Below are 21,337 nucleotides of genomic sequence, written 5' to 3' on the forward strand. Positions count from 1 at the left end.
CTTGTAAACAAGCTGAAGGCATATTAATACTAGATTCCTAATTCTACCTAAGTATTATACAATGTGCCTCAAGTCACGTAAAGCTAATTTTTCCATCTGGCATCTCGGAGCCCAAGAGCTTAATTCCGCAAGTGCCTGGTGTGAATGACTCTACATCTTAAACGCAGAAGGTTTTAAAAAGTTGCGCTTCGTTCAAAAGTTTTTTCGAAAAAATATTGCTGTGCTCCGCCTGATCATCAAATGATACATTTGTAACTTCTACTAACTATTGTTAATCATGGGCGGCTACGGGAATTAGTATAGCATAGAGGCTTTCGCAGCGTCATTAAGCAATATTTGTTAAGTAAATAAACATATTTCCCCTTTTTTAAACCTGTATATAGGTCTATGTTGCATCACAAATAAAGCATCGTCAATGAGTATGGCACGAAGGCAGGATGAGGAGTTCCCAGCCGCTCCTAAAATTCAGATGATATCAAAAAAAGCGCCGTTGCCGGCGCTTTCCTTCTATAAACATATCCCTAACGGATCTTCATGGATAGCTGGATCAATTCCTGTCGTTTCTCAGGGCTCGCATTTACATTCTCGTACATGGCATCAATTGCTGCACGGTTATCGCGGTAGGTCTTCTCATGCTTGATAGTGGTGTGGGACCATTCAATCAAAGCATTCTCCGCAACAACAAGATCATTATAGGCATTATGGAATCCGGTCTCCTGTACAAGCTCTTCCATTACTTCCTGTGTGATTTCCTGCAACGCGCGCTTTGCAGCAATTTCCTTCTCCAAAACTTTAGCTCTATTCTCAAACAGGTTCTTTGCTTTCGTGTAATCCAGCTGCGCTTTTGATAAAATCGGTTTCATCGATGGCTTTCACCTTTCAGAAAAAAATTATTTTCTAAGTTATTGTAACGTAAAACAGTGCAGAATACAAAGTTAATGTCGTCAATATGTAATTTCCTTCAATTAAACAGCTGCACATTCATACTTAAAGTATATCCTCTTCTGCTCAAATTAACTCTTCATCTCATACACTAAATAAACAGCTTTATGATCAAAAGAAACCGGGCCGCGAACGGTTGTCGCAGCCCGGCGGTTCAAATACGGTATTAATTGAAGGTTTTCGGGAAAATGCTAGTGCTCTTCTGCAGAAGGGCAACCGCAATCTTGCCGGCTTCCGCTCTGGTGAGCTTCCCCTTCGGATTGAAGTTGTATATCGGCTTCGTCTGACCGGTAACTGTAATTGCACTGCCTTCCATGATCTTCGCCTTGGACACTGCCTCTACCGCGGGGCGGGAGTAGTAATCCATGCTGCCTGAATCAACAAAGGACTTATTGAGGCTGGCCAGCAGCTTGGCATCATTCGCTGACATTTTCAGCTTAAGCGCACGGGCTATCATAACTGCAGCCTGCTCTCTTGTCAGCGCCTGGTCCGGACCGAAGAATCCATCACTCAGGCCCGTGACAATCCCCGCTCTCGCGGCTGTCTCAATGCTCTTGAAATTCCAGGTTGTTGATACAGCTTCCGGCACGATATCAAAGAAGGTCTGCTTGTTCGCATCATAGTCCAGCGGAATATTAAGACCGGTAACCAGCAGGGTTGCGAATTCGCCGCGGGTCGTTGTATCATCGGCGCCAAACGCGTCAGACCGCAGGTTGGTCATAATTCCTTTGGAATATAGGCCGTTCAGAATATTTCTCGCCCACGGATGGTTCGTAATGTCGGTAAACCCGCGGCGAAGCTTCATAACTGTATAATAGCCGAACTCATCAAATGGAACAGTAACGGTATGATTCTTGGTATCTACTTCACCGCCGATGTTCTCCCACTTGCCTGAATCCGTATACCGGAAAACAGTAACGGTCGAGCCAACCTCATCCACCACGTTTGGACTGAAGCTAAGCTTCAATTCACCGCGCTGGGATGGGACGATTTTGCGTGTCTGGCTGATCTGGGTGAAATTGCCCTCGATAGAGTATGGGGCCACTCCGTTTGTTGCAGGCACATAACTGCTGCTGCCCTTTGTGCCTACCTCTCCAAGACCGCCGCTCAGCCAGTAAATATCCGATACTCTGGAGAAGTTACTGTTCGTCGCCGTTGATGTGAACCGTAGTACCAGCTCCTGCAGAATGACAAGCTGCTTCTGTACTCCTACATATCTTTCATCGACCGGGCTGACGTTAATGATATTGCCATAGTCGTTTTTGCGCTCTACAACGCCATCAGTTGGGTCCGCAATCCCGAACAACAGCTTGGTATCAGGGTAATACTTTGCCGCACCGGTACTGGTATAACCCTTCATCAGCGTTCCTTTAGGGAAATTCAGCTCCAGCTGCTTGTTAAACACGCTGTATTTGGTCGCAACCTTCTCCGCCATATACTCCGTATCAATCTGCACTGCACTGGCGTAATATACAGTGACAGTATCGTTAAGAGTCGAGTCCTCACGTACGATCTGAATCTTTATTGAAGTGGCTTTGTCCGGCTTCAGACCGACATAATCGTAGGTGAAGCGGTTAGCCAGGTCAGAACGCGGTACCGCCTCGTACTTGTCGATCATAACCTTAGTTGCGCCTTCGGCTTCAATATCAAAACGTACAAAGTTCTTGTTAACTACAATCTGGTCTCCGACTGTGGCTACAGGCGCCAAAATGCGGTAAGGCAATACTTCGCGTACAATTTCAATTCTTTGTGTTGTTCTGGCTCCGGTCTTATTGATCAACTCCAGCGTGTAGACATGGCTTCCCGGTGCATCGAACTTCAAATCACGGATCCGCAGCAGGAAGTCCTTGGTTGTTCCTACATAGTCATAAATTAATGAGCCATAGGTACCCGGTGAGGTATAGTTGTCTACGTTATTTTCTTTGAGCATATCGGTTATACCAACAGAGGTAAAGACCAGATCAGAGCCCATATAGAGGTTAAGGATCGTCGCTCCTCCGCCTTGCAGCACCAGATCATAATTATCTCTGGTCGTTACATACTTGCCGTCAGTATAAGTAATCTCCGCCGGCAGGGTCAGAATCGCATTGCGTTTGGCATCATTAGAACGGGAATCCGTCTCAAAGACCGGGCGGTTTGCGGTCAGCACCGGATGAAACTGCGACAGATTGGACACATTGGTATCAATGATGTAAATGCGCAGCTCTTTGGTAATGACACGCTGGTTACCGGAGGAGTCCATGGAAATACCGGTGAACAGCAAGGTGTTCTCACCATATACCAGCGGTCCTGCCTGATCAATTTTCAGAGTGACTCTGAATTTAGGAGCAGACATGCTTACATTAAACTGCGGGGTGCCAGATGTATCCCACGAAGCGCTGTCTTTACCGTTAATCTGGAATTGGGCGTTCGAGATATTCTCAAAACCGATATACTCACCTTCAACAGTAATGCTTGTAGTCGAATTCGAGTTATATTCGATTGTCTGACCATCCTGCAGGTTGCTGACATAGATATAGTTCTTGGATACATATGAAATATCTACGTTGTACACCGAATTAGAGCTGCCGTATTTAAATTGTACCTTCTGTTGTCCATTAGAGAAGCCTGTAATTCTATAGACCTGCTCAGTACCGTCACCAGCAAGCCCTGTTGCGTTAACCTTTGTAAGAACAAGGCCCTTAGTGCTCAGAGGCAGATACATCGCAGTCAACTCGCCTTTAGGCACTACATTAGTCTTAAGCATAATGTAGAAATTATCTTTTTCCATCTGCTGTCCGTTCAGCGGCAGCTTGGATACATTTGCAATGCTTTTTCCCGTATCATAATCAGGAAGATAGTAGATGTTGTTGATTACCGTTTCACCTGGAACATAATAATATGACTTTACAAGTGAAGCAGTAAAATTACCGAATCTAACGGTAAGTGTAAAATCATTGCCTCCCGTAGCAATCGGAACATCCTCTGAGGTTGTAAATTTCACCAGCTTATATGCAGGTGTAATACCATCAGGGCCGGGAATCGTCATTTCTTGAGTGGTCGTGATTGTTCTAATCTTAACCTCACTAGTTGTACCGGCATTGATAACAAATTCTCCTGCTCCTGTAGCTCCTCCGAAAGGAGATGCGTTATAAGGAAGCAGAATCTCCCCGGACAGGCCTGCCGTAAATTTGTTTTCAACTGATAGCGTAGGTGTATTATCAATCAGCGAATACGGGCTGTTGGCGTGAACCAGATTTAATGATGCATAAGGCTGGTCCGTATCAAAGAAATACACATTACGGTCTATCGTTATTTTGTCAGAGGCATTCTGCACAATAATCTGAAGCGAGCTTAATCCAGGCTTCAATGTTAAGGCAGGTGTGAAAAAGGTTCCGTCCTCCAGCAAAGAGGTCTGAAGGGCTGTACCTCCGTTAAGGGATACTGTTACTTTAGTAGCGTTGGCTACCTTGCCTTGCAGGGTAATCGAAGATACCGGAACAACTACCTGTGTTCCTTCATTTAAGTTAAGTGCAGCAGGCCCGCCCAACACTTGAAGAGACGTAATAAACGGCACTCTGTCATACAGGACATAGAAGGACTCTGAACGGGTCAAATTCCCCTGAAGGCCTGAAAATGTAATTTTGTTAAAGCCAGAATAAAGCGTCACTCCGCTGGTTACAAAACGGTTGCCGGGGCTGTTTGTATCCGTTGTTACAGTCCCTGTTGTCAGCCGGGTAGAATCTGTAACCCATTTACCTGTGCTGTCCTGCGACAGCTGCTCCACAACAACCTTCATTGTGGTGGACGTTACCTGTGAGTAAACACCGGTTATATTAAGCGTCTGATTACTCGTCAAAAAAACTCTATCACGGGTGATAGCATTAGCTGCCTCTGCACGGGCACTTGGATCCAGCACCACTGTGGAACGCAATGTCTGATCATCCGGAGTAAAATAAGTCGTGACAGCATCGGCTGCCGCCGCCTGAGGCATATATTTGCCCGGTAACATAGAAACGATCAGAGCCGCAAGCAGCACCCAGACAAATGGTCTCTTAAAGCGTTGCATGTGTTTATCTCTCCTTTAAGTTAAAGTTCTCTTCGTGACCTTCACTTTTTTTTATATCGGTTACTTCCAGCTATCTTGTTAGGGAGAAAAGCAAAAAACTCATCCTTAAAAAGGATGAGTTTTGTTAATTTAACAATAAAAACCTGGATTATGGCAGAATTCTAAGATTTCGAGCTGCGCTGAGGTGCAAGTTTAAGACGCATTCTCAGGAACAGATCAATAAGCGGACGTTTGGTTTTGCTGATGACTCCTGTAATTTCTGCACCGATCTGCAGGAAGAACAGCATGACGCATATGACTACAAAAGTTACCCAGTTTGCTTCGTATAGCGATGCAGAAGTCTGAATAACAGCCAAGACACCAAAGAAAGCGGCGATGCCGTAAATAATCAGCACCGTCTGGCGGTGGCTGAATCCAAGCTCGCGCAGGCAGTGGTGCAGATGCCCTTTGTCAGGTGCAAAAATCGGTTTTTTCTGCAGCTTACGGCGTACGATTGCAAAGAAGGTATCTGATAAAGGCACTCCGATAATGAGAAGCGGTGTGATAAAGGATACGACTGCGATCTGCTTGAATCCGAGCAGTGCCAGCAATGCCAGACAGAACCCGAGAAACAGTGAACCTGTATCACCCATGAAAATTTTGGCTGGATGAAAGTTAAAGAACAGAAATCCTAAGATACTGCCCAGCAGCAGCAGGCACAGTAGCGCAACCATTGTATTGCCCATCAGAAACGCCATGACAGCAATAGTAGCAATTGCTATACCTGAAACACCGGCAGCGAGCCCGTCCAGACCGTCAATCAGGTTAACCGCGTTGGTGACACCGACAATCCAGAAAATCGTCAGCGGTACGGCAATCCAGCTCTCCAGCGAGGAGTACGTATTATTAAATGGAATGTTTACGAAATCAACAGTAATGCCAAAACCGAAAACGACGATGCATGCTGCAGCAATTTGGCCCAGCAGCTTCACTTTGGCAGAAAGCTCGAACCGGTCATCAAGACCGCCGATCAGAACAATCAGCCCGCCCCCGCACAGCAGCGCTTTGATGAAATTCGTCTCCCGCGGAGTGAAATCGTACGGAATAATCGGCAACACGGCAAGCAGGCCTAACACAAACGCCAGGAAAATACCCAGTCCGCCAAGGCGGGGCATAATTCTTGTATGCACTTTACGGGCATTCGGCACATCTGTGGCACCGATCTTAATAGCGAATTTCTTCACTAGCGGTGTCAGGAGAAGCGCAAGTCCCATGCACACAATAAATCCGGCGATGTATACAATTAACATTTGAAAAGTCGACCCCCATTTCTCTACCGCATTGAATTATACGCTGAACTAAAAGCAAATTCCAATTCCGTTTTTGGGCTGTTGTTCGGATATTCCCGGTATATTTGCTCATTTTTCTAGGCTTTTGTCACTTTATCTTTCTCACGCAGTACTTTTACTGCAAATTTCGGCAGCGCAAGCATTCTTTTATAGCGGGTTGGTTCTTTTAAAAGGCGGTATAACCATTCCGCACGCAGTTTCTGGAAGGCAATCGGCGCCCGTTTGCTTTTGCCGGAGATCACATCGAAACTCCCGCCTACTCCCATCATCACAGGAATATTCAGCTTGGACTTGTATTTGGCGATCCATGGCTCCTGGCTGTCCGCACCCCTGGCAACAAAGAGCAAATCAGGCTGGGACTCCGTAATATCGGCAACTACCGCCTCATCCGACTCCGGCCCGAAGAAGCCATCACGGTAACCGGCTATGATAATACGCGGATATTGTGATTGTAACCTGGAGACGGTCTCCCGAATCACCTCAGGCGTTGAACCCAGCAGGTAAACCTTCCAGCTATAGCTTTCGCCTTGGCGCAGTAATTCATGTAAAAGATCAAATCCGGCTACACGTTCAGCTACAGGCTCCTTACAATAATCAGCGGCCCAGACTACGCCTGTCCCGTCAGGAACAACCAGCTCGGCCGATTTCATAATGTCCATGTAGGACGGATTCTCCAGAGCAGCCATCACCATAATGGGATTTGCAGTAATGACCTGATGCGGCTCCCGGTTACGCACAGCTTCAGTCAGGTAGGCAACTGTAGCCTGCATATCAACCTTGGAGACACGTATGCCAAAAATCGGTACAGTAGGTAAAATACTATCTGCTTTCACGTTGCAATCATCCTTTACGGCATAAATATTCTACAATCCGGCGGGCCGGCGATTCTGCTTCCTCGACCAGGGTATCAATGATCTGTTCCCGCTCCCGCTTCCAGGCCTCCCCCTGCTCAAGCAGGAGCAGAAGCTCGGCAGCGACCTCGCCGCCATCCAGCTTAACCGTCGATCCGACCGGCTTACAGCTTATCCGCTCCAGGAAATGATCAATCTTCGGATCATAGGAGACTCCCATAAGCGGGACGCGTCTGCCAGCGGCATAAATGAGGCTGTGAAGCCGCATGCCGATCAGGGCATCACATGCTGCAACCTCGCGCAGCATCTGCTGCGGATGAAGCGCATCCTCACACAGGCTTACGCTTGCCCCCAGTGCAGCTGCTTCCTTCTCAAGCTTCTGCATCATATAACGTGAAGCATCATTATCCAGGGGATAATGAAACGGCAGAAATCGCAGGTGAAGCGGGGTTTTAGCGCAGGCCTGCAGCAGCCCTTCGGCAATAGCATTCAGCTCCTGGCGTGATTCCTCCCAGTAACGCACGGAAATCCCTACGGTCTTCAGCGCAGGCGGTGTTTGTACAGCTGCTGCCTCCCCCGGAGTGGTACCATCCGGCAGCTCCAGGCCCATTACGGGATCCGGAACGACCTGAATACGGTTCACGTCCAGCCCTATGCTCTGAAGCAGCTGCCGGGACTGCATATCCCTTACGGACACATAGGCGCATTTGCGGAATACCGATTTAATCAGCGGGTGGAACACCTTCCGGTTAACCGGGCCGATGCCCTGGGCATAGATAAAGGTCGGCTTCCCCATCCATTGGGCCAGCTTTATAATCCCCAGGTAATACGGGATGGTCTTTGAACTTGTCACATCCTGCAGCAGGCTCCCGCCTCCGCTGATCAGGCCGGCGCTCTCCGAGATGGCCTGCCGGACTTCACCCAGTTTCATCCGGTGAACCGACTTAACCCCGTAGGTAGCCGTTGTCCATTCCGGGTCTATGGATAGTACAACAGGTTCGATAGCTAAGCCGGCGGCCTGAGACTGTCTGTGCAGTGCATTCAGAATGGACTGCAGCACAGCCTCGTCTCCGCTGTTGCGGAAGCCGTAATAACCGGAAATTACAATTTTTTGAGCAGTGGAGACCATCTTTTCCAACACCCTTCCGCAATCTGCCAGACTCCTATAGCAATCAGGCCGATAATAAGCCCAAGTCCCAGACCAAGAATTCCGCGGATTAATGAAATCAGCACCGGAGAATGGATATGGGCAAAGGTATCCACCATCGACAGCTGGCCGATAACCGCAATGATCATGATAAAGGCGGCATTACGGTATTTGTAGGCCATGAAAGCACCCAAAATGAACAACGGATGGGCAAGCAGGAATTCCTTGTTGCGCGGCCGGACGCCCACCGTATTCTCCAGGAAGGTCCGGAAGGTCATTTCAATCGAGCTGACACTGCCGCTGTTGCCGGTACGGCTTAAATAATACATTCCCAGCACACCCAATATGCCGGCAGCGATTACCATAGCAAGCGTAATCGGTGTACGCAGGAGCTTGCCGGTTTTGTTAAAAGCAAATTCGCCGCGATATAAGAGTACGTATAGGCCAGTCAGGGCAATTGGAGCCAGATGCAGCAGGCTGACGCCGCGGAACTGGTTAAGCACAAGACTATAGGTTACGTTATTAAGCAGAGCAATAACAAACGGTACAGCACTTAACGAGATCAGGGCGGTCTTGATATAGAGCACAACACTATGCGCAAGACGGCGTCCCGGGCTCATGACCACATAGGTCAGCTTGTTACTGCGCAGCGGCGGTCCCTGTTCATTGATTTTGCGTACAGCCATTACAGTCGCAACCGTAGGTGCGCTGATGGCAACGGCAAGTGCCAGCGCCTGTTCAAACAGCTGTGGCTTCAGCAGCATCAGGCCCGCGCTTCCGATCAGCCCGGCAGCCCAGGCCGCCAGAGTAAGAGCTGGAACAAAGTACGATACCAGCAAAGCTACCATAGACACTGCTCCGATAACGGCTCCAAGCTTAAAGTAACGCTGGTAGGAAGAGTCCACAACATTGAAGGCTTCCGCCTGTCCCAATGTAAAACCGTTATCTTCAATCTTCTTGACCGCCCCGTCCGGGTCGCTTAGGCTCGTTACCAGGTTGTCCAGCGTATCGGTAATCTGTGCTTTTGTCGTATCCCGCGAAGGAATGGTATTGAGATACAGCATCCGGATGTTCCGGTCTTTTGTCGCCAGAGCGAACCGGTCTGCAATAACCTCCGGCGAGAGCCCTGAATCCCCTTCACTTAGTGAATACAGACGCGCAACGTTGTAATCAAGCTGATAAGCCAGCTTGCTGAAGCCCTTTTGCTGGGCTTTAATATTCTCAATAGCAGCTATACCCATTCCGCGCTCCTTAAGAAGCTCTGCAAATGCGGTCAGGCTGCCTGTATCGGCATCATCCGAGAAGCCTTTAACAGATTCTCCTTCAAACAGGATGCGCTTTACGCCAAGCTCCTGGTAACGGTCCAGCAGGCGCGTAACGGCTTCCTGGTTGTACACCAGCGAGTCCAACAGACGGGGCACAATGCTAAAGCCCTTATCATGCAGCAGCTCCAGATTGAACGGGTCCGGCTGAAGCGGCTTCAAGGTTGCATCCTCCAGCGGTGTCTTGATAATGAGACCCTGCTGCCCGCGGAAGCTCCAGCTTTCAGTAGCGATATCCAGGGTATTAAAGGCCTCCTGAATCAGCGGCGCGAGCACCGAACTATTCTCCGCGCTCGTAAAGAGGACGTATGTATAGTTCTCATTCTCCGGAATCACTGTATCTGTAAGATTGGCGATATCCGTTGCCCCCCAGATCATCAGGCGGCGGGCCTTGCGGTAATCCTCCAGATTGCTCTCGTAGATAGCCATGCTCTGTACACCGGCTTCCTTCAGCCGGTCAAGCTGCTCGGAAATATAATCCTTGGGATTAACCCGGTAGCTGGCTACTTCAACAAGATCACGGTAATCAAATACAAACTCAACAGTTTTGGAAGACTTCTCTGTCTGCAGACGGTCATAAACAACCGGGAGCGCAGACAGCACACCAATAACCACGAGTATCCATAACCATTTGCGCGAAGCTATATTCCATTGTTGCCATTTCTGCTGCACCAAAAGTACCTCCTCTTTCACTTCAAAGCCTTTATACCGCAAAATTGCTTTAACTCAAGCAGAAACGGATGTCTGTCCCGTCAGGAGCAGTATCCGTTTCTGTGAGAAAGCTTGATATCAGGCAAAAATAGTATTACCCGTCGACACGGGCCATAACCTGCTCTGTAAGCGCGGCTACCTTGTCTTTTGCATTCTGCAGTGATTCTCCGCGAACCGCGAAGTATACTTTAATCTTCGGCTCTGTGCCGGATGGGCGCAGACAGAACCAGGATCCGTCGGACAGTAGATACTTAAGCACATTCTCCTTAGGCAGGCCGCTGAGGCCGAGGGAATAATCCAGCACTTCAGTTACTGCTGCGCCAGCAATTTCCTGCGGCGGGTTATTGCGCCAGTCACTCATGATTCCCTGGATCTGCGCTACACCGTCCTTGCCCTTGAGTGTGCGTGATTCCAGACTTTCCAGGAAGTAGCCGAACTGCTCATACAGCTCCTGAAGCACATCGTAGAGCGTCTTGCCTTGGGCTTTGTAATATGCACCCGCTTCGGCAATCAGCATGGAGGCCAATACGGCATCCTTATCACGGGCATAGTTGCCGGCGAGATAGCCGTAGCTTTCCTCGTAACCGAACAGATAGGTGTACTCACCGGACTGCTCGAACTGATTCATTTTTTCACCGATATATTTGAATCCGGTCAGTGTATTAAACACAGTGGCACCATAATGCGCGGCTACAGCTGCCCCCATTTCACTGGTAACAATGGTTTTGACAACCGCACCGTTGCTTGGCAGCTTGCCCTGCTCCTGCAGACGGTTCAGATAGTAATGAATCATGAGTGCACCTGACTGGTTACCGGACAGGACAACAAATTTGCCTTCATTATCTCGGACAACGGCCCCCATGCGGTCTGCATCCGGGTCTGTTCCGATCAGCAGATCGGCGTTCAGCTCCTCACCCAGCTTGATCGCTAGCGTGAATGCCTCGCGCTCTTCGGGATTCGGGGATTTCACAGTAGAGAATTCGGAATCCGGCAGCTCCTGCTCAGGCACCACATGCACCTCAGTGAAGCCGATCTTGTTCAATACACTGCGGACCGGAAGGTTGCCTGTCCCGTGTAATGGAGTATAGACGATCCGGAAATCCTTGCCTAGCGCAGACGTAATTTCCTCGCGGGCAACGCTGACAGCAGCTACTGTATCCGTAAAGGCTTCATCCTCCTGCTCTCCTAGCCAGTGCAGCAAGCCTTGGCTTTCAGCTTCTTCACGGGAAAGACGTTTGACACCATTGAAGGAATCAACCTCCAATATGTATGAAATCACCTTTTCCGCTTCATCCGGTACAAGCTGTCCGCCGTCGGCATTGTATACCTTGTAGCCGTTATACTCCGGAGGGTTATGGCTTGCAGTAATAACTACGCCTCCTGAAGCCTTCAAATGGCGTACGGCAAAGCTCAGCTGAGGCGTAGAACGCAGGGAAGGGAATAAATGCGCTTCAATCCCGTTGCCGGCCAGCACAAGTGCTGCTTCCAGCGTGAACTCCGGCGAAAACCGGCGTGAATCATGGGCAATGACGACGGAGGGTCTGCCCTCTCCCTTATACTGCTCAAGAATATAGTTAGCGAAGCCTTGGGTGGCTCTGCCCACAGTGTAACGGTTCATCCGGTTGCTGCCGGCGCCGATAACACCGCGCAGACCGCCTGTACCAAATTCCAGATCTCTGTAAAAACGCTCTTCCAGTTCCTGCGTGTCATCCGCCAGAAGGTTTAGCTCTTGCTTCGTATTCTCATCAACAGAAGGGTCCTGCAGCCAGCGGCTTAATGTTTCAGCGGCCTTCGGGCTTAATTGAGTCATCATGAATCTCTCCTTCTCCATCTATGTTTTAGGATAGTATAACTGGGATTAGCTAAGCGCGAACATGATTTCGCCGGATGCCACAACCTTGCCGTCAACCTTAGCGGTAGCCTGGCCTTTTCCGATACTGCCTTTGAGTCTTGTGATTTCCACTTCAAGGGTAAGCGTATCGCCCGGTACAACCTGGCCGCGGAAACGGAAGCCGTCCAGCCCTGCCAGAAAACCGATCTTTCCGCGGTTTGCTTCAACTCCGAGAATAGCTACAGCGCCAACCTGTGCCAGCGCCTCCGTGATCAGTACACCCGGCATAACCGGGTATCCGGGAAAGTGACCCGCAAAAAACGGCTCGTTCACAGTTACATTCTTGATCCCTACAGCACGTTTGCCCATTTCAATTTCGGTGATTTTGTCCACCAGCAGAAATGGGGGCCGGTGGGGAATTATTTCCTGGATTTCATTGATATTCAGCATTTAAGCAATACTCCTTTCGGATTAAACCGCGTTGGCCGGGAATCGCCTCAGCAGGCTACAATTTATTCTTTGCCGAAGCCTGCATAAAGTTGGACTTCTCCGGTAAAAACTATAATTATCCTTCACCACCTGCAGCAGTGGAGGTTAAGATAAGGGGCTTTCTCCGCCGCACGCGGCAGCATGGCGGAGAGGGCCCTTTTTGATCCTGTCCGGAAGCATCTGCCGGGATCCTTGGCTAAGGTCACGAACAGGCTCCGGTGCCCAGGCTCCGGTTGTCCTGCAATCCCCACTCATTATACATTTTCCAGTATAAAAAAGAAAACTCCCCTGTACAACAAGGGAGTTCCAAAACACTTATATTATGGTGCAAAGACGAGATCATAGACATGCTTCCATGTACTCCATTGGAGCACCTCGCTGAATTCCCTTTTACCGATAACAACGTAGCCTGCAACCAACCCACCGGCGAGCGCCGCAATCAGCAGAAGAGGAATCAGAAACCACTGGATAATGGTCCATTTGGATACGCCGCTGCGTTTGACCGGCTCCTTCTTGTCCTCTTCCGGCTTTGGCTTCTTCTGAGCACTCATTCCTTCACCTACCCGCGCATATTATTGGCCAGCCCAAGCATCTGGTCACTGGAGGAAAGCGCACGGGCAGCCAGCTGGTATGTGCGCTGAAGCTGCATCAGCTCCGTCATTTCCTTGCTTAAATCCACATTGGACTGCTCCAGATACCCGGAACGCACGCCGAAGGCGGTATCTTCACCAGGCTGCCGCTGAACAAAAGCCTGCTCCTCCGTCACTCCCTCAGGGAGCACATAGAAGTTACCGTCTACAGCCTGCAAAGCCGTCTTGCTCAGCGGCTCTACAATCATAAGGGTGCCCGCTAACTGTACCGGCTCATTCTCACCGGTTTTGGTCAGCACCCGGCCTTTCTCATCGATCGCTGCACTGACATTTGCCGGCACCCTGAGCGGATTGCCTTCTGTGTTCAGTACCGGATTGCCTGTATTGTCCACCAGCATCATCTGCTGGGCGTCTGCCGGATCAGGCGTAAAGTGGAAATCACCCTGGCGTGTATAGGCAGTACTGCCGTTAACCTGCACTCCGAACAACCCGTTTCCCTGCAGCGCCAGATCTGTCGGATTCCCGGTTTCCTGCAGCGGACCTTCCTCCCAGTTACTGGTTACCGAAGCTACACGGACTCCGAACCCCATATTGAAGCCGAGCGGCATACTGCGGCCAGGCTGGTCATAATCCCTGGACTGCTGCTGGACACGGGTCAGCACATCTTCAAAAGACCCTTCCTTGCTTTTGTAGCCATTCGTATTCATGTTCGCGATATTGTCCGCAATGATATCCAGACGCTGCTGCAGGCTGGACATGGATACGGCAGCACCGATCGTCGAATTGTTCACAGGTCATTCCCTCCTAAAAAGCTTGTCTGCCTTGTTCCCGCCTAGACTCTGCCCACTTCATTAACAGCCTTCTGCAGGCTTGTATCATAGAATTGAATTACTTTCTGATTGGCCTCGTAAGCCCGGTAAGCAGCATTCATATCAACCGTCACCTGGGTAGCATCCACATTGGAGCCTTCAATAAAGCCCTGGCGCAGCTGGAGATTGTCGCCGTCAGCCGCATAACGGATTTCAGCAGCATCGGGATCATCCGCGTGAAACACGCCGTTACCGTCACGGATAAGCTCCTGTGGTCTGGCAATGACGCTGATGCCCAGCTTTGTTCCGGAAGGAAGGCCTGTGGCCGGGTCCAGCAGATTGCCCTGCCCGTCCACCGCAAGATTATCCATTGGCTCTGTCAGCACAAGCGGATTTCCTGCAGCATCCAGCACCCTGAATCCTCCGGAGCTGAGCACTTCTCCCGCTGCATTTACTGTAAAGCTGCCGTTTCTTGTATATAAATTGTTGCCTTCATTATCCTGCACAGTAAAAAAAGCCTGCGGCTGGTAAGTAACCTCGCCGTCTTCGCTTACATATTTGCCCGAACCGTCAAACAGAATACTCCCTCCGGTTGCGGGATCCTCAACCTGCAGATCCGCTGACAGCGCAAAATCAAACGTCTTGCCGCTCTCAATCAGATCACCCTGCAAATATTGGGAAACAGCCTGTTCAGCAAAAACCCCTGTATTGAGGCGGCCGACCTGCTTGGTTGTGCCGCCGCTCATTGCCGAAATCAATACATCAGGAAAAGCATGTGTCACGGTATTGACCTGCTTGTACCCCGTAGTATTCAGGTTCGCAATGTTCTGCGTCGCCGTATCATGTCTGCGCTGCTGCGTGACCATACCGGCAGCGGCCGTATATAATCCTCTAATCATGAGGGCATTTCCCCTTCCTCGTACTGCTGTTATCCCTTATATCGGCAGCTTAGAATTTTTTCTTAACGCCTTTGTCCAAATTGTCCAAAAGGATTCCGGTACCCTTAACCACACAGTGCATCGGGTCCTCGGCTACCCAGACAGGAACATGCAGTTGCTCCGAGAGCAGCTCGTCCAGCCCGTTAAGCAGCGCACCGCCGCCGGTCAGGACAACGCCCCGGTCAATAATATCCGCCGACAGCTCCGGCGGTGTGCGCTCCAAAACGGATTTGGCTGCCGCTACAATCATCGAAACCGGATCCCACAGCGCTTCCTTTACCTCGCCCGAAGAGATCGTAAGCGTCTGGGGAAGTCCGCTGACCATATCCCGGCCTCTGATATCCATCTCCGCCTTCATTCCGCCCGGACGGACCGAGCCGATAGAAACCTTAATATCCTCGGCAGTGCGTTCACCGATGAGCAGCTTATATTTTTGTTTGATATATCTTAAAATGGCTTCGTCGAACTTGTCCCCCGCTACTTTAATCGAGGAGGCGGTGACGACGTCGTTCATAGAAAGAACGGCTACATCCGTCGTTCCGCCGCCGATATCGACGACCATATTTCCGCTAGGCTGATAAATATCCATTCCTGCCCCGATTGCAGCAGCTTTAGGCTCTTCCTCCATATACACATCTCTCGCCCCGCTCCGCTCGGCAGCTTCCCGGATTGATTTCTGTTCAACAGAGGTTATATTGGTGGGGGCACAGATCAATATGCGGGGCTTGGAGTACCAGGTACGCCCGCCCACACGGTCAATGAAATATTTCAGCATCATTTCCGTAATGGCAAAATCGGCAATGACACCATCCCTCAGGGGACGGATCGTCGTAATATTGCCGGGAGTACGCCCGACCATCCGGCGTGCCTGTTCGCCTACCGCAAGGACCCGTTTCGTATCACTTTCAAGTGTGACCACGGAGGGTTCATCCAGAACAACTCCCCTCCCTTTTACATGAATGAGCACATTGGCAGTGCCGAGATCGATTCCGATATCCTTGCTAAGCATAATAAAAGAGCCCCCAAAGTGTTATTTTAAATGAAGAACAGTCCGTCTTGGAACATGAACTTAAGAATGCTACTAGCGCCTCATTCTTAAGTTCATCCTATATAGTACCAAATTTAAAAATACCATACTTTAGGGGGAGTATACAATGCAGTAAAGCTTAATTATTCCTTAAATAACTGAAAAATTCATGGCTTTGAGGCTACAGCAACCTCACGTTTTTTGCCTGTTGTTTTTTTGTACTTGATCTTGGTGGCTTCTCCCCCCCGCAGATGCCGGATCGACTTATGATATTCGAGAATGTGCTTAACCTGATCCGCTAAATCCGGATTGATCTCCGGCAAGCGCTCAGTTAAATCTTTATGCACCGTGCTCTTTGAAACGCCGAATTCCTTGGCTATAGTCCGGACCGTATGCCTGGTTTCCACGATGCAGCGTCCGATTTTAATCGTCCGTTCCTTGATGTAATCGTGCACGCTCCCGCCTCCCAACTGTGGATAGTTTGGTACATTATATGAGGGGCGGGCCTATATATTCGCGCTTTCAGGGCATGACAAGCCCGGGAATGCCCATTTTATTTCCGGGACAGGCATTTAGACTCCTGATTTGCAAAAATAGGACTAAAGTTGCGCTTGTGAAAATAAGCATTAAAAGTTACCCCCCGGCTAAGCCGGAGGAGAATCAGGATTAGACGGGAAAAGACAGGGGGCAGCTGCCCCCTGTCTTTTGTACAATCTTTTAACGCTGGGCCAGCAGATCGGAAGGATTTACAACCTTGCCATCCTCATACACTTCAAAGTGTACATGATTGCCGAGATCCTTCTCGATTTCACTGCGCCCTGCCGTTGCCAGCGTATCGCCCTGCTTCACTTCATCGCCCTGCTTCACTTTAATGTCGCCAAGGCTCTGGTAGACGGTCTTCAGATTGCCCGGATGGGTAATCTCAACCACTTTGCCAAATACAGCAACCTCTTCGACCCGGGTAACCTCACCGCTGAGTGCAGCCTTAACATCAAAGGTCTGATTATCCTCGCGGGCAATATCGATACCGTTATTCGTAACAAAAGTGTTCTCGTACTGCACCATAGCGGCAACATGATTCTCTTCCGTGCCGTTTTCATCGTAGAACGGCTTAACCACCTGAACTTCGCTTGGACTGGCTACCGGCCAGGCCAGGCTTTCTGCCGATGCGACAACCTCGAGCGCTTCCGGATCAGCCGGTGTGCCGGTTTCATTACCGGTACCGCTGACGTTCTGGGAAACTACAGCGGCGGTGTCAGGATTCAGCGGCTTCTGGCCGGCATCCTGATAGAACCACACCAAGGTTAGGATAAGAGCCGCTGCCGCCGTGTAGACTGCCGGAAATACCCAGCGTCTGGATAAAACTCTGTTCCATGAAGAAGGCTTTGCGCCTGAATCTCCCTGCTTGTTTTTGAGAGATTCATCATGGTTTTGTTTGTTTTTGTCTTGTTCATTCATAGTTTATCACCTCAGTAACCAGTGTTACCGGGCGGTTCGCTTTTATACGTATCTTTTAAGTTATTTTTTCAGGAGAGTTGAGACTTGGGTAAACTGGACTCCGCTATAGTAGTGTTTGAGAATCCCGGTGGCGGTGCCTCCTTCCTTGGCCATACCGTTTGCACCCCATTGGCTCATACCTACCCCATGTCCGTTACCGTAGGTCGTAATCAGCACTTCCTCACCCTGCCGCTTCCAGGTAAACTGGCTGGAGCGCAGCCCCAGCTTCTCACGTACCTCCCGGCCGGTAAATACCGTTCCGCCGATCGAGATCTCCTTGACCCGGCGGCCCTCGGTCAGAGACAGCACTACAGCCGGCAGGGCTGATGAGGAGGAGGATACCGGCTTCGCCTTTCCTGAGGCAGCAGGGAGCGCTGCGGAGGCATGCTGTGCATTGCCTTCCAGCCCCAGCTTGCTCAGGAGCTCTGCGCTGCTGAAGCTGACGGTAACCGCCAGATTCGGTGTAATGTCAAGCTCCCACGGGCTTGCGACACTCCGCAGATAAGGAACGGCCACACTCCAGTAGTCTTCTGAATTTTCGGTATAGCCTCCGCTGGAGGCGAAGAAGGACGCCGTAATCGGCTGTCCTTTGTAGGTCATGATGACTCCGCGCGTTTCTAAGACCGCGCGGCGCAGTTTGGCCAGCTCGGCGCGCTTGCCGCCGTGCTCCCATTCCCGTTCCAGCACCGCCTGCGAGACGTAAGCCTGATGGCTTACCGTATCGCTCACATCGGCTTCAGGAACGGGCACCCCGCTGTGGTCGCCGGCCAGCAGACGGCGGACGATAAAGGTCCGGGCGGCCACGGCCTGCGCTTTGAGCGCTTCGAGCTCAAAGTCTGCCGGCATCTCGGCCGCCAGCACGCCGCTGACGTAGTCCTCCAGCGGCAGGGCCTCTATTTGTCCGCTCTGCGACAAATAGACGGTCACTTCCGGCTGCGGCGCCTCCGCAGCAGCCGCTGCCGGCGGCGCCGGCGAGGCCGTGGCCTGGGGCACGGCCTCCGGGGCTGGCTCATGTCCCCCGCGCAGCGGGACAAGAGCCAGCGGCAGCAGCAGCCCCGCGAGCAGCGGGGCTGCCAGCCAGGCGGCGGGGGCGAGCCGCCTGATCCGGGGAGCGCGCGGCTGCGCGGCGCGGCGGAACTTCATTCTGCGTTTCAGATAGCGGAACTCTCTCATCTCTTCTATGGCTCCTTCCGTAGGCACTGGTGATTCTTATAGATATGAATTTCCGGAAGCTGCTAGAACGCTAGAGCGTTAATTTTGAGAGTAAGAGAATCTCGGGAAACGCTGGCATACACAGCATTCAAGAACGCAAAAAAAGACTGCCCGCATAATGCGGAGCAGTCTTCTTCTATAATAGAACAATAATTATACCCAGGTAGGCTGTACCTGGAAGCGCGGCTTCAGATCATCACTTCTGGATGCTTCCGGTTTAACCGCTTCTTCCTTGGCTGCCGGCTCTTGCATCGAAATCCGCCAGATGTCTGCACCAAGTCCAGACAGCTTCTCGGCCAGGTTCACATAACCGCGGTCAATATGATGGGTTCCGCTTACTTCTGTAGTGCCCTCGGCAACAAGCCCCGCCAGAATAAGCGCAGCCCCTGCACGCAGATCCGTAGCGCACACCTTGGCACCAACAAGCTGTGCATTGCCGGTAACGATAGCAGAACGGCCTTCAATCTTGATCTCGGCGTTCATGTTATGGAATTCGTCCACATGCATGAACCGGTTCTCAAATACCGTCTCGGTAACGACAGAGGTACCCTCCGAACGGAGCAGCAGCGCCATCATCTGGGACTGCATATCAGTCGGGAAGCCAGGGTACGGGAGAGTCTTCAGGTCAACCGCCTTAAGCGGCTTGTCGCTGATAACACGGATGCCGTTCTCATCAGGAAGAATAGTAACGCCCATTTCTTCCATTTTGGCGATAACAGGTCCCAGGTGATCCGCAATGGCGCCCTCAACGTACACATCGCCGCCGGTAATCGCAGCAGCAGCCATATAGGTGCCTGCTTCGATCCGGTCAGGGATGACGTGATGCTTTACGCCATGCAGCCGCTCAACGCCTTCAATGCGGATAACGCCTGTTCCCGCACCGCGGACGATGCCGCCCATCCCGTTCAGATAATTAGCCAGATCGACAATCTCCGGCTCCTTGGCAGCATTCTCAATTACAGTAACGCCTTCAGCAAGCGCTGCAGCCATCATTATATTTTCAGTTGCACCTACGCTGGCCACATCCAGATAGACCTTGGCCCCGCGCAGACGCCCGTTTGATTTGGCTTCAATGTAGCCCTGACCCAGGCTGATTTCGGCTCCAAGCGCTTCGAAGCCTTTGAGATGCTGGTCAATCGGCCTTGTACCGATAGCACAGCCGCCTGGCAGTGAAATACGGGTATGACCCATACGGGACAGCAGCGGGCCCATGACTAGGAAAGATGCGCGCATTTTGCGCACCCATTCATAAGGCGCTTCGCAGGAAGCGATGCTTCTTGCATCAACCTCGATGATATCGTTCTGGTATGTAACACCCGCACCCAGAGATTCCAGCACTTTACTGATTGTCATTACATCGTCAAGCGGAGGAGCGTCGATAATAACGCTGACTCCTTCTTCTGCCAATAGAGAGGCGGCTATGATCGGTAGTACGGAATTTTTTGCGCCGCTAACTTTCACGCTCCCGGTCAATCTGTTGCCACCGCGGACGATAAATTTGCTCATTTCGGTTTCCCTCCGCGTCCATTATTTCTGAAATTAATTTTGAAGGTAAGATGCATCTGTTAAAATATCGGATATTCCGTCAGTGCGCCCGATGTGCGGGCACGCTCCTTAAACATCAGTGTTGACATAATAAAACCTTATTATTCGACACCTTTTTTGCCGCTTGGGTCTATGACAGATATAACCAAAGCGCCTGCCATTAAAACATGTTGCGGATCTGCCCGCTCCAACCCAGATAATCCAGCAGAAAGCCGGCCACGAAGTGGCCCAGGACGATTGCCAGCAGTAAATGCAGCAGTCTGCCCTGCGGGCTCTTGGGATATCTTATGATCAGATCGAGCTTAAGGTTCTGAAGTGCCCACCAAGATAAGACTACACAGAGTAAAGAAACGATCATGGACACCAGACCGCTGGTACCGATCGCACTGGACAAATCTTCAACCAACAATTGTTCCATGGAAACCCTCCGTGTAAGTTACTTGGAAATCGACTCTTATATCATACTTGTGCAGGTCAAAAGAATCCAGTACTTTTACAAAGTTTTAAACATTACATGCCCAGATAGCTGGGATTGTTACGAGATTTTCATAATAAGCAGCCGTTCAACTCAAAAAAAGCGGACAAGCTCTGGGCTTGACCGCTAATCTACTACTGTTGTCCTTTTCCAGTCGACACCTTAATCCGTGTAACGGCGCGCTGCAGCGCCAGTTCCGCACGGCGGTGATCAATCTCATCCTGTTTGCTGCGGGCCTGAAGACGGCGCTGGGCACGCTCTTTAGACGCTTCCGCACGCTCTAAGTCGATGTCCTTAGGCAGCTCGGCGCTTTCAGCCAAAACAGTCACTTTATCCTTGTGCACCTCTACGAACCCGCCATGAACAGCGATCGTGGTCGTAACACCGTCCGATTTGACAGTAAGCGGAGCAACCTGAAGCGGAGTCACCAGCGGAATATGTCCCGGCAAAATACCCAGCTCCCCGTTAGCTCCACGGACAGTCAGGCTTGTAACCTGCTTGGAGAAAACAAGATGCTCCGGTGTGACAATTTCAAGCAGAAAGGTATTCACTTCCATTCCTCCTAAAAGCCTAAC

At 50.6% G+C, this 21,337-nt stretch carries 18 protein-coding genes; all 18 read right to left on the minus strand.

Translation table 11 applies throughout. The annotated features are described in order from the left end of the window. Window positions 1–521 precede the first annotated feature (521 nt). Window positions 522–863 (minus strand): hypothetical protein, encoded by a 342-nt coding sequence (locus R70723_RS29315; protein ID WP_039877589.1) that lies wholly within the window; start codon window positions 861–863, stop codon window positions 522–524. A gap of 245 nt (window positions 864–1,108) precedes the next feature. Then, complete coding sequence (locus R70723_RS29320; RefSeq protein WP_039877592.1) at window positions 1,109–4,990, minus strand: S-layer homology domain-containing protein; 3,882 nt, start codon at window positions 4,988–4,990, stop codon at window positions 1,109–1,111. A 161-nt stretch (window positions 4,991–5,151) separates the two neighbouring features. Beyond that, window positions 5,152–6,279: a glycosyltransferase family 4 protein gene (locus tag R70723_RS29325; protein ID WP_039877593.1), complete on the minus strand. Its 1,128-nt coding sequence runs from the start codon at window positions 6,277–6,279 to the stop codon at window positions 5,152–5,154. A gap of 116 nt (window positions 6,280–6,395) precedes the next feature. Beyond that, window positions 6,396–7,151, minus strand: a complete 756-nt coding sequence (locus tag R70723_RS29330; RefSeq protein WP_039877594.1) for a WecB/TagA/CpsF family glycosyltransferase — start codon at window positions 7,149–7,151, stop codon at window positions 6,396–6,398. A gap of 7 nt (window positions 7,152–7,158) precedes the next feature. Then, a complete protein-coding gene (gene csaB, locus R70723_RS29335) occupies window positions 7,159–8,298 on the minus strand; it encodes a polysaccharide pyruvyl transferase CsaB (RefSeq protein ID WP_039877596.1) in 1,140 nt (379 codons plus the stop codon). Then, entirely contained in the window at window positions 8,271–10,310 is a 2,040-nt protein-coding gene (locus R70723_RS29340) for a DUF5693 family protein (RefSeq protein WP_039877598.1), read from the minus strand. Before R70723_RS29340 ends, csaB begins: the two co-directional genes overlap by 28 nt. A gap of 133 nt (window positions 10,311–10,443) precedes the next feature. Beyond that, a complete protein-coding gene (locus tag R70723_RS29345; RefSeq protein ID WP_039877600.1) occupies window positions 10,444–12,159 on the minus strand; it encodes a phospho-sugar mutase in 1,716 nt (571 codons plus the stop codon). A gap of 48 nt (window positions 12,160–12,207) precedes the next feature. Then, window positions 12,208–12,630, minus strand: coding sequence for a 3-hydroxyacyl-ACP dehydratase FabZ (gene fabZ / locus R70723_RS29350; protein ID WP_039877602.1), 423 nt, complete (start codon window positions 12,628–12,630; stop codon window positions 12,208–12,210). 359 nt (window positions 12,631–12,989) lie between these two features. Next, a complete protein-coding gene (locus R70723_RS29355; protein WP_039877604.1) occupies window positions 12,990–13,220 on the minus strand; it encodes a DNA-directed RNA polymerase subunit beta in 231 nt (76 codons plus the stop codon). Window positions 13,221–13,228: 8 nt separating this feature from the next. Next, entirely contained in the window at window positions 13,229–14,050 is an 822-nt protein-coding gene (locus R70723_RS29360; protein WP_039877606.1) for a flagellar hook-basal body protein, read from the minus strand. Between the two features lie 41 nt (window positions 14,051–14,091). Next, a complete protein-coding gene (locus R70723_RS29365; RefSeq protein WP_039877608.1) occupies window positions 14,092–14,967 on the minus strand; it encodes a flagellar hook-basal body protein in 876 nt (291 codons plus the stop codon). 49 nt (window positions 14,968–15,016) lie between these two features. Then, window positions 15,017–16,015, minus strand: coding sequence for a rod shape-determining protein MreB (mreB, locus tag R70723_RS29370; RefSeq protein WP_039877610.1), 999 nt, complete (start codon window positions 16,013–16,015; stop codon window positions 15,017–15,019). Window positions 16,016–16,200: 185 nt separating this feature from the next. Beyond that, window positions 16,201–16,488 carry a sporulation transcriptional regulator SpoIIID gene (spoIIID, locus tag R70723_RS29375; protein WP_019915029.1) on the minus strand — a complete coding sequence of 96 codons (288 nt, stop codon included), beginning with the start codon at window positions 16,486–16,488 and terminating at the stop codon, window positions 16,201–16,203. Window positions 16,489–16,750: 262 nt separating this feature from the next. Then, entirely contained in the window at window positions 16,751–17,491 is a 741-nt protein-coding gene (locus R70723_RS29380) for a stage II sporulation protein SpoIIQ (protein WP_039877612.1), read from the minus strand. Between the two features lie 60 nt (window positions 17,492–17,551). Continuing rightward, the gene (gene spoIID / locus R70723_RS29385) at window positions 17,552–18,703 is read right to left on the minus strand and encodes a stage II sporulation protein D (protein WP_039877614.1); all 1,152 of its coding nucleotides are present in this window, start codon (window positions 18,701–18,703) and stop codon (window positions 17,552–17,554) included. Between the two features lie 192 nt (window positions 18,704–18,895). Continuing rightward, entirely contained in the window at window positions 18,896–20,248 is a 1,353-nt protein-coding gene (gene murA, locus R70723_RS29390) for a UDP-N-acetylglucosamine 1-carboxyvinyltransferase (RefSeq protein WP_039877615.1), read from the minus strand. Between the two features lie 199 nt (window positions 20,249–20,447). After that, window positions 20,448–20,705 (minus strand): DUF1146 family protein, encoded by a 258-nt coding sequence (locus tag R70723_RS29395; protein WP_179088044.1) that lies wholly within the window; start codon window positions 20,703–20,705, stop codon window positions 20,448–20,450. Between the two features lie 191 nt (window positions 20,706–20,896). After that, window positions 20,897–21,313 carry a F0F1 ATP synthase subunit epsilon gene (locus R70723_RS29400; protein ID WP_039877616.1) on the minus strand — a complete coding sequence of 139 codons (417 nt, stop codon included), beginning with the start codon at window positions 21,311–21,313 and terminating at the stop codon, window positions 20,897–20,899. Between the last annotated feature and the right edge of the window lie 24 nt (window positions 21,314–21,337).

Origin of the sequence: Paenibacillus sp. FSL R7-0273 (assembly GCF_000758625.1) — a bacterium.
Taxonomy (GTDB): domain Bacteria; phylum Bacillota; class Bacilli; order Paenibacillales; family Paenibacillaceae; genus Paenibacillus_AQ.

What these genes read in the sequence shown, in the direction of transcription:
- R70723_RS29315 (WP_039877589.1), bottom strand. Translation starts at nt 863, where the DNA reads ATGAAACCGATTTTATCAAAAGCGCAGCTGGATTACACGAAAGCAAAG.
- R70723_RS29320 (WP_039877592.1), bottom strand. Translation starts at nt 4,990, where the DNA reads ATGCAACGCTTTAAGAGACCATTTGTCTGGGTGCTGCTTGCGGCTCTG.
- R70723_RS29325 (WP_039877593.1), bottom strand. Translation starts at nt 6,279, where the DNA reads ATGTTAATTGTATACATCGCCGGATTTATTGTGTGCATGGGACTTGCG.
- csaB (WP_039877596.1), bottom strand. Translation starts at nt 8,298, where the DNA reads ATGGTCTCCACTGCTCAAAAAATTGTAATTTCCGGTTATTACGGCTTC.
- R70723_RS29345 (WP_039877600.1), bottom strand. Translation starts at nt 12,159, where the DNA reads ATGACTCAATTAAGCCCGAAGGCCGCTGAAACATTAAGCCGCTGGCTG.
- fabZ (WP_039877602.1), bottom strand. Translation starts at nt 12,630, where the DNA reads ATGCTGAATATCAATGAAATCCAGGAAATAATTCCCCACCGGCCCCCA.
- R70723_RS29355 (WP_039877604.1), bottom strand. Translation starts at nt 13,220, where the DNA reads ATGAGTGCTCAGAAGAAGCCAAAGCCGGAAGAGGACAAGAAGGAGCCG.
- R70723_RS29365 (WP_039877608.1), bottom strand. Translation starts at nt 14,967, where the DNA reads ATGATTAGAGGATTATATACGGCCGCTGCCGGTATGGTCACGCAGCAG.
- mreB (WP_039877610.1), bottom strand. Translation starts at nt 16,015, where the DNA reads ATGCTTAGCAAGGATATCGGAATCGATCTCGGCACTGCCAATGTGCTC.
- R70723_RS29380 (WP_039877612.1), bottom strand. Translation starts at nt 17,491, where the DNA reads ATGAATGAACAAGACAAAAACAAACAAAACCATGATGAATCTCTCAAA.
- spoIID (WP_039877614.1), bottom strand. Translation starts at nt 18,703, where the DNA reads ATGAGAGAGTTCCGCTATCTGAAACGCAGAATGAAGTTCCGCCGCGCC.
- murA (WP_039877615.1), bottom strand. Translation starts at nt 20,248, where the DNA reads ATGAGCAAATTTATCGTCCGCGGTGGCAACAGATTGACCGGGAGCGTG.
- R70723_RS29395 (WP_179088044.1), bottom strand. Translation starts at nt 20,705, where the DNA reads ATGGAACAATTGTTGGTTGAAGATTTGTCCAGTGCGATCGGTACCAGC.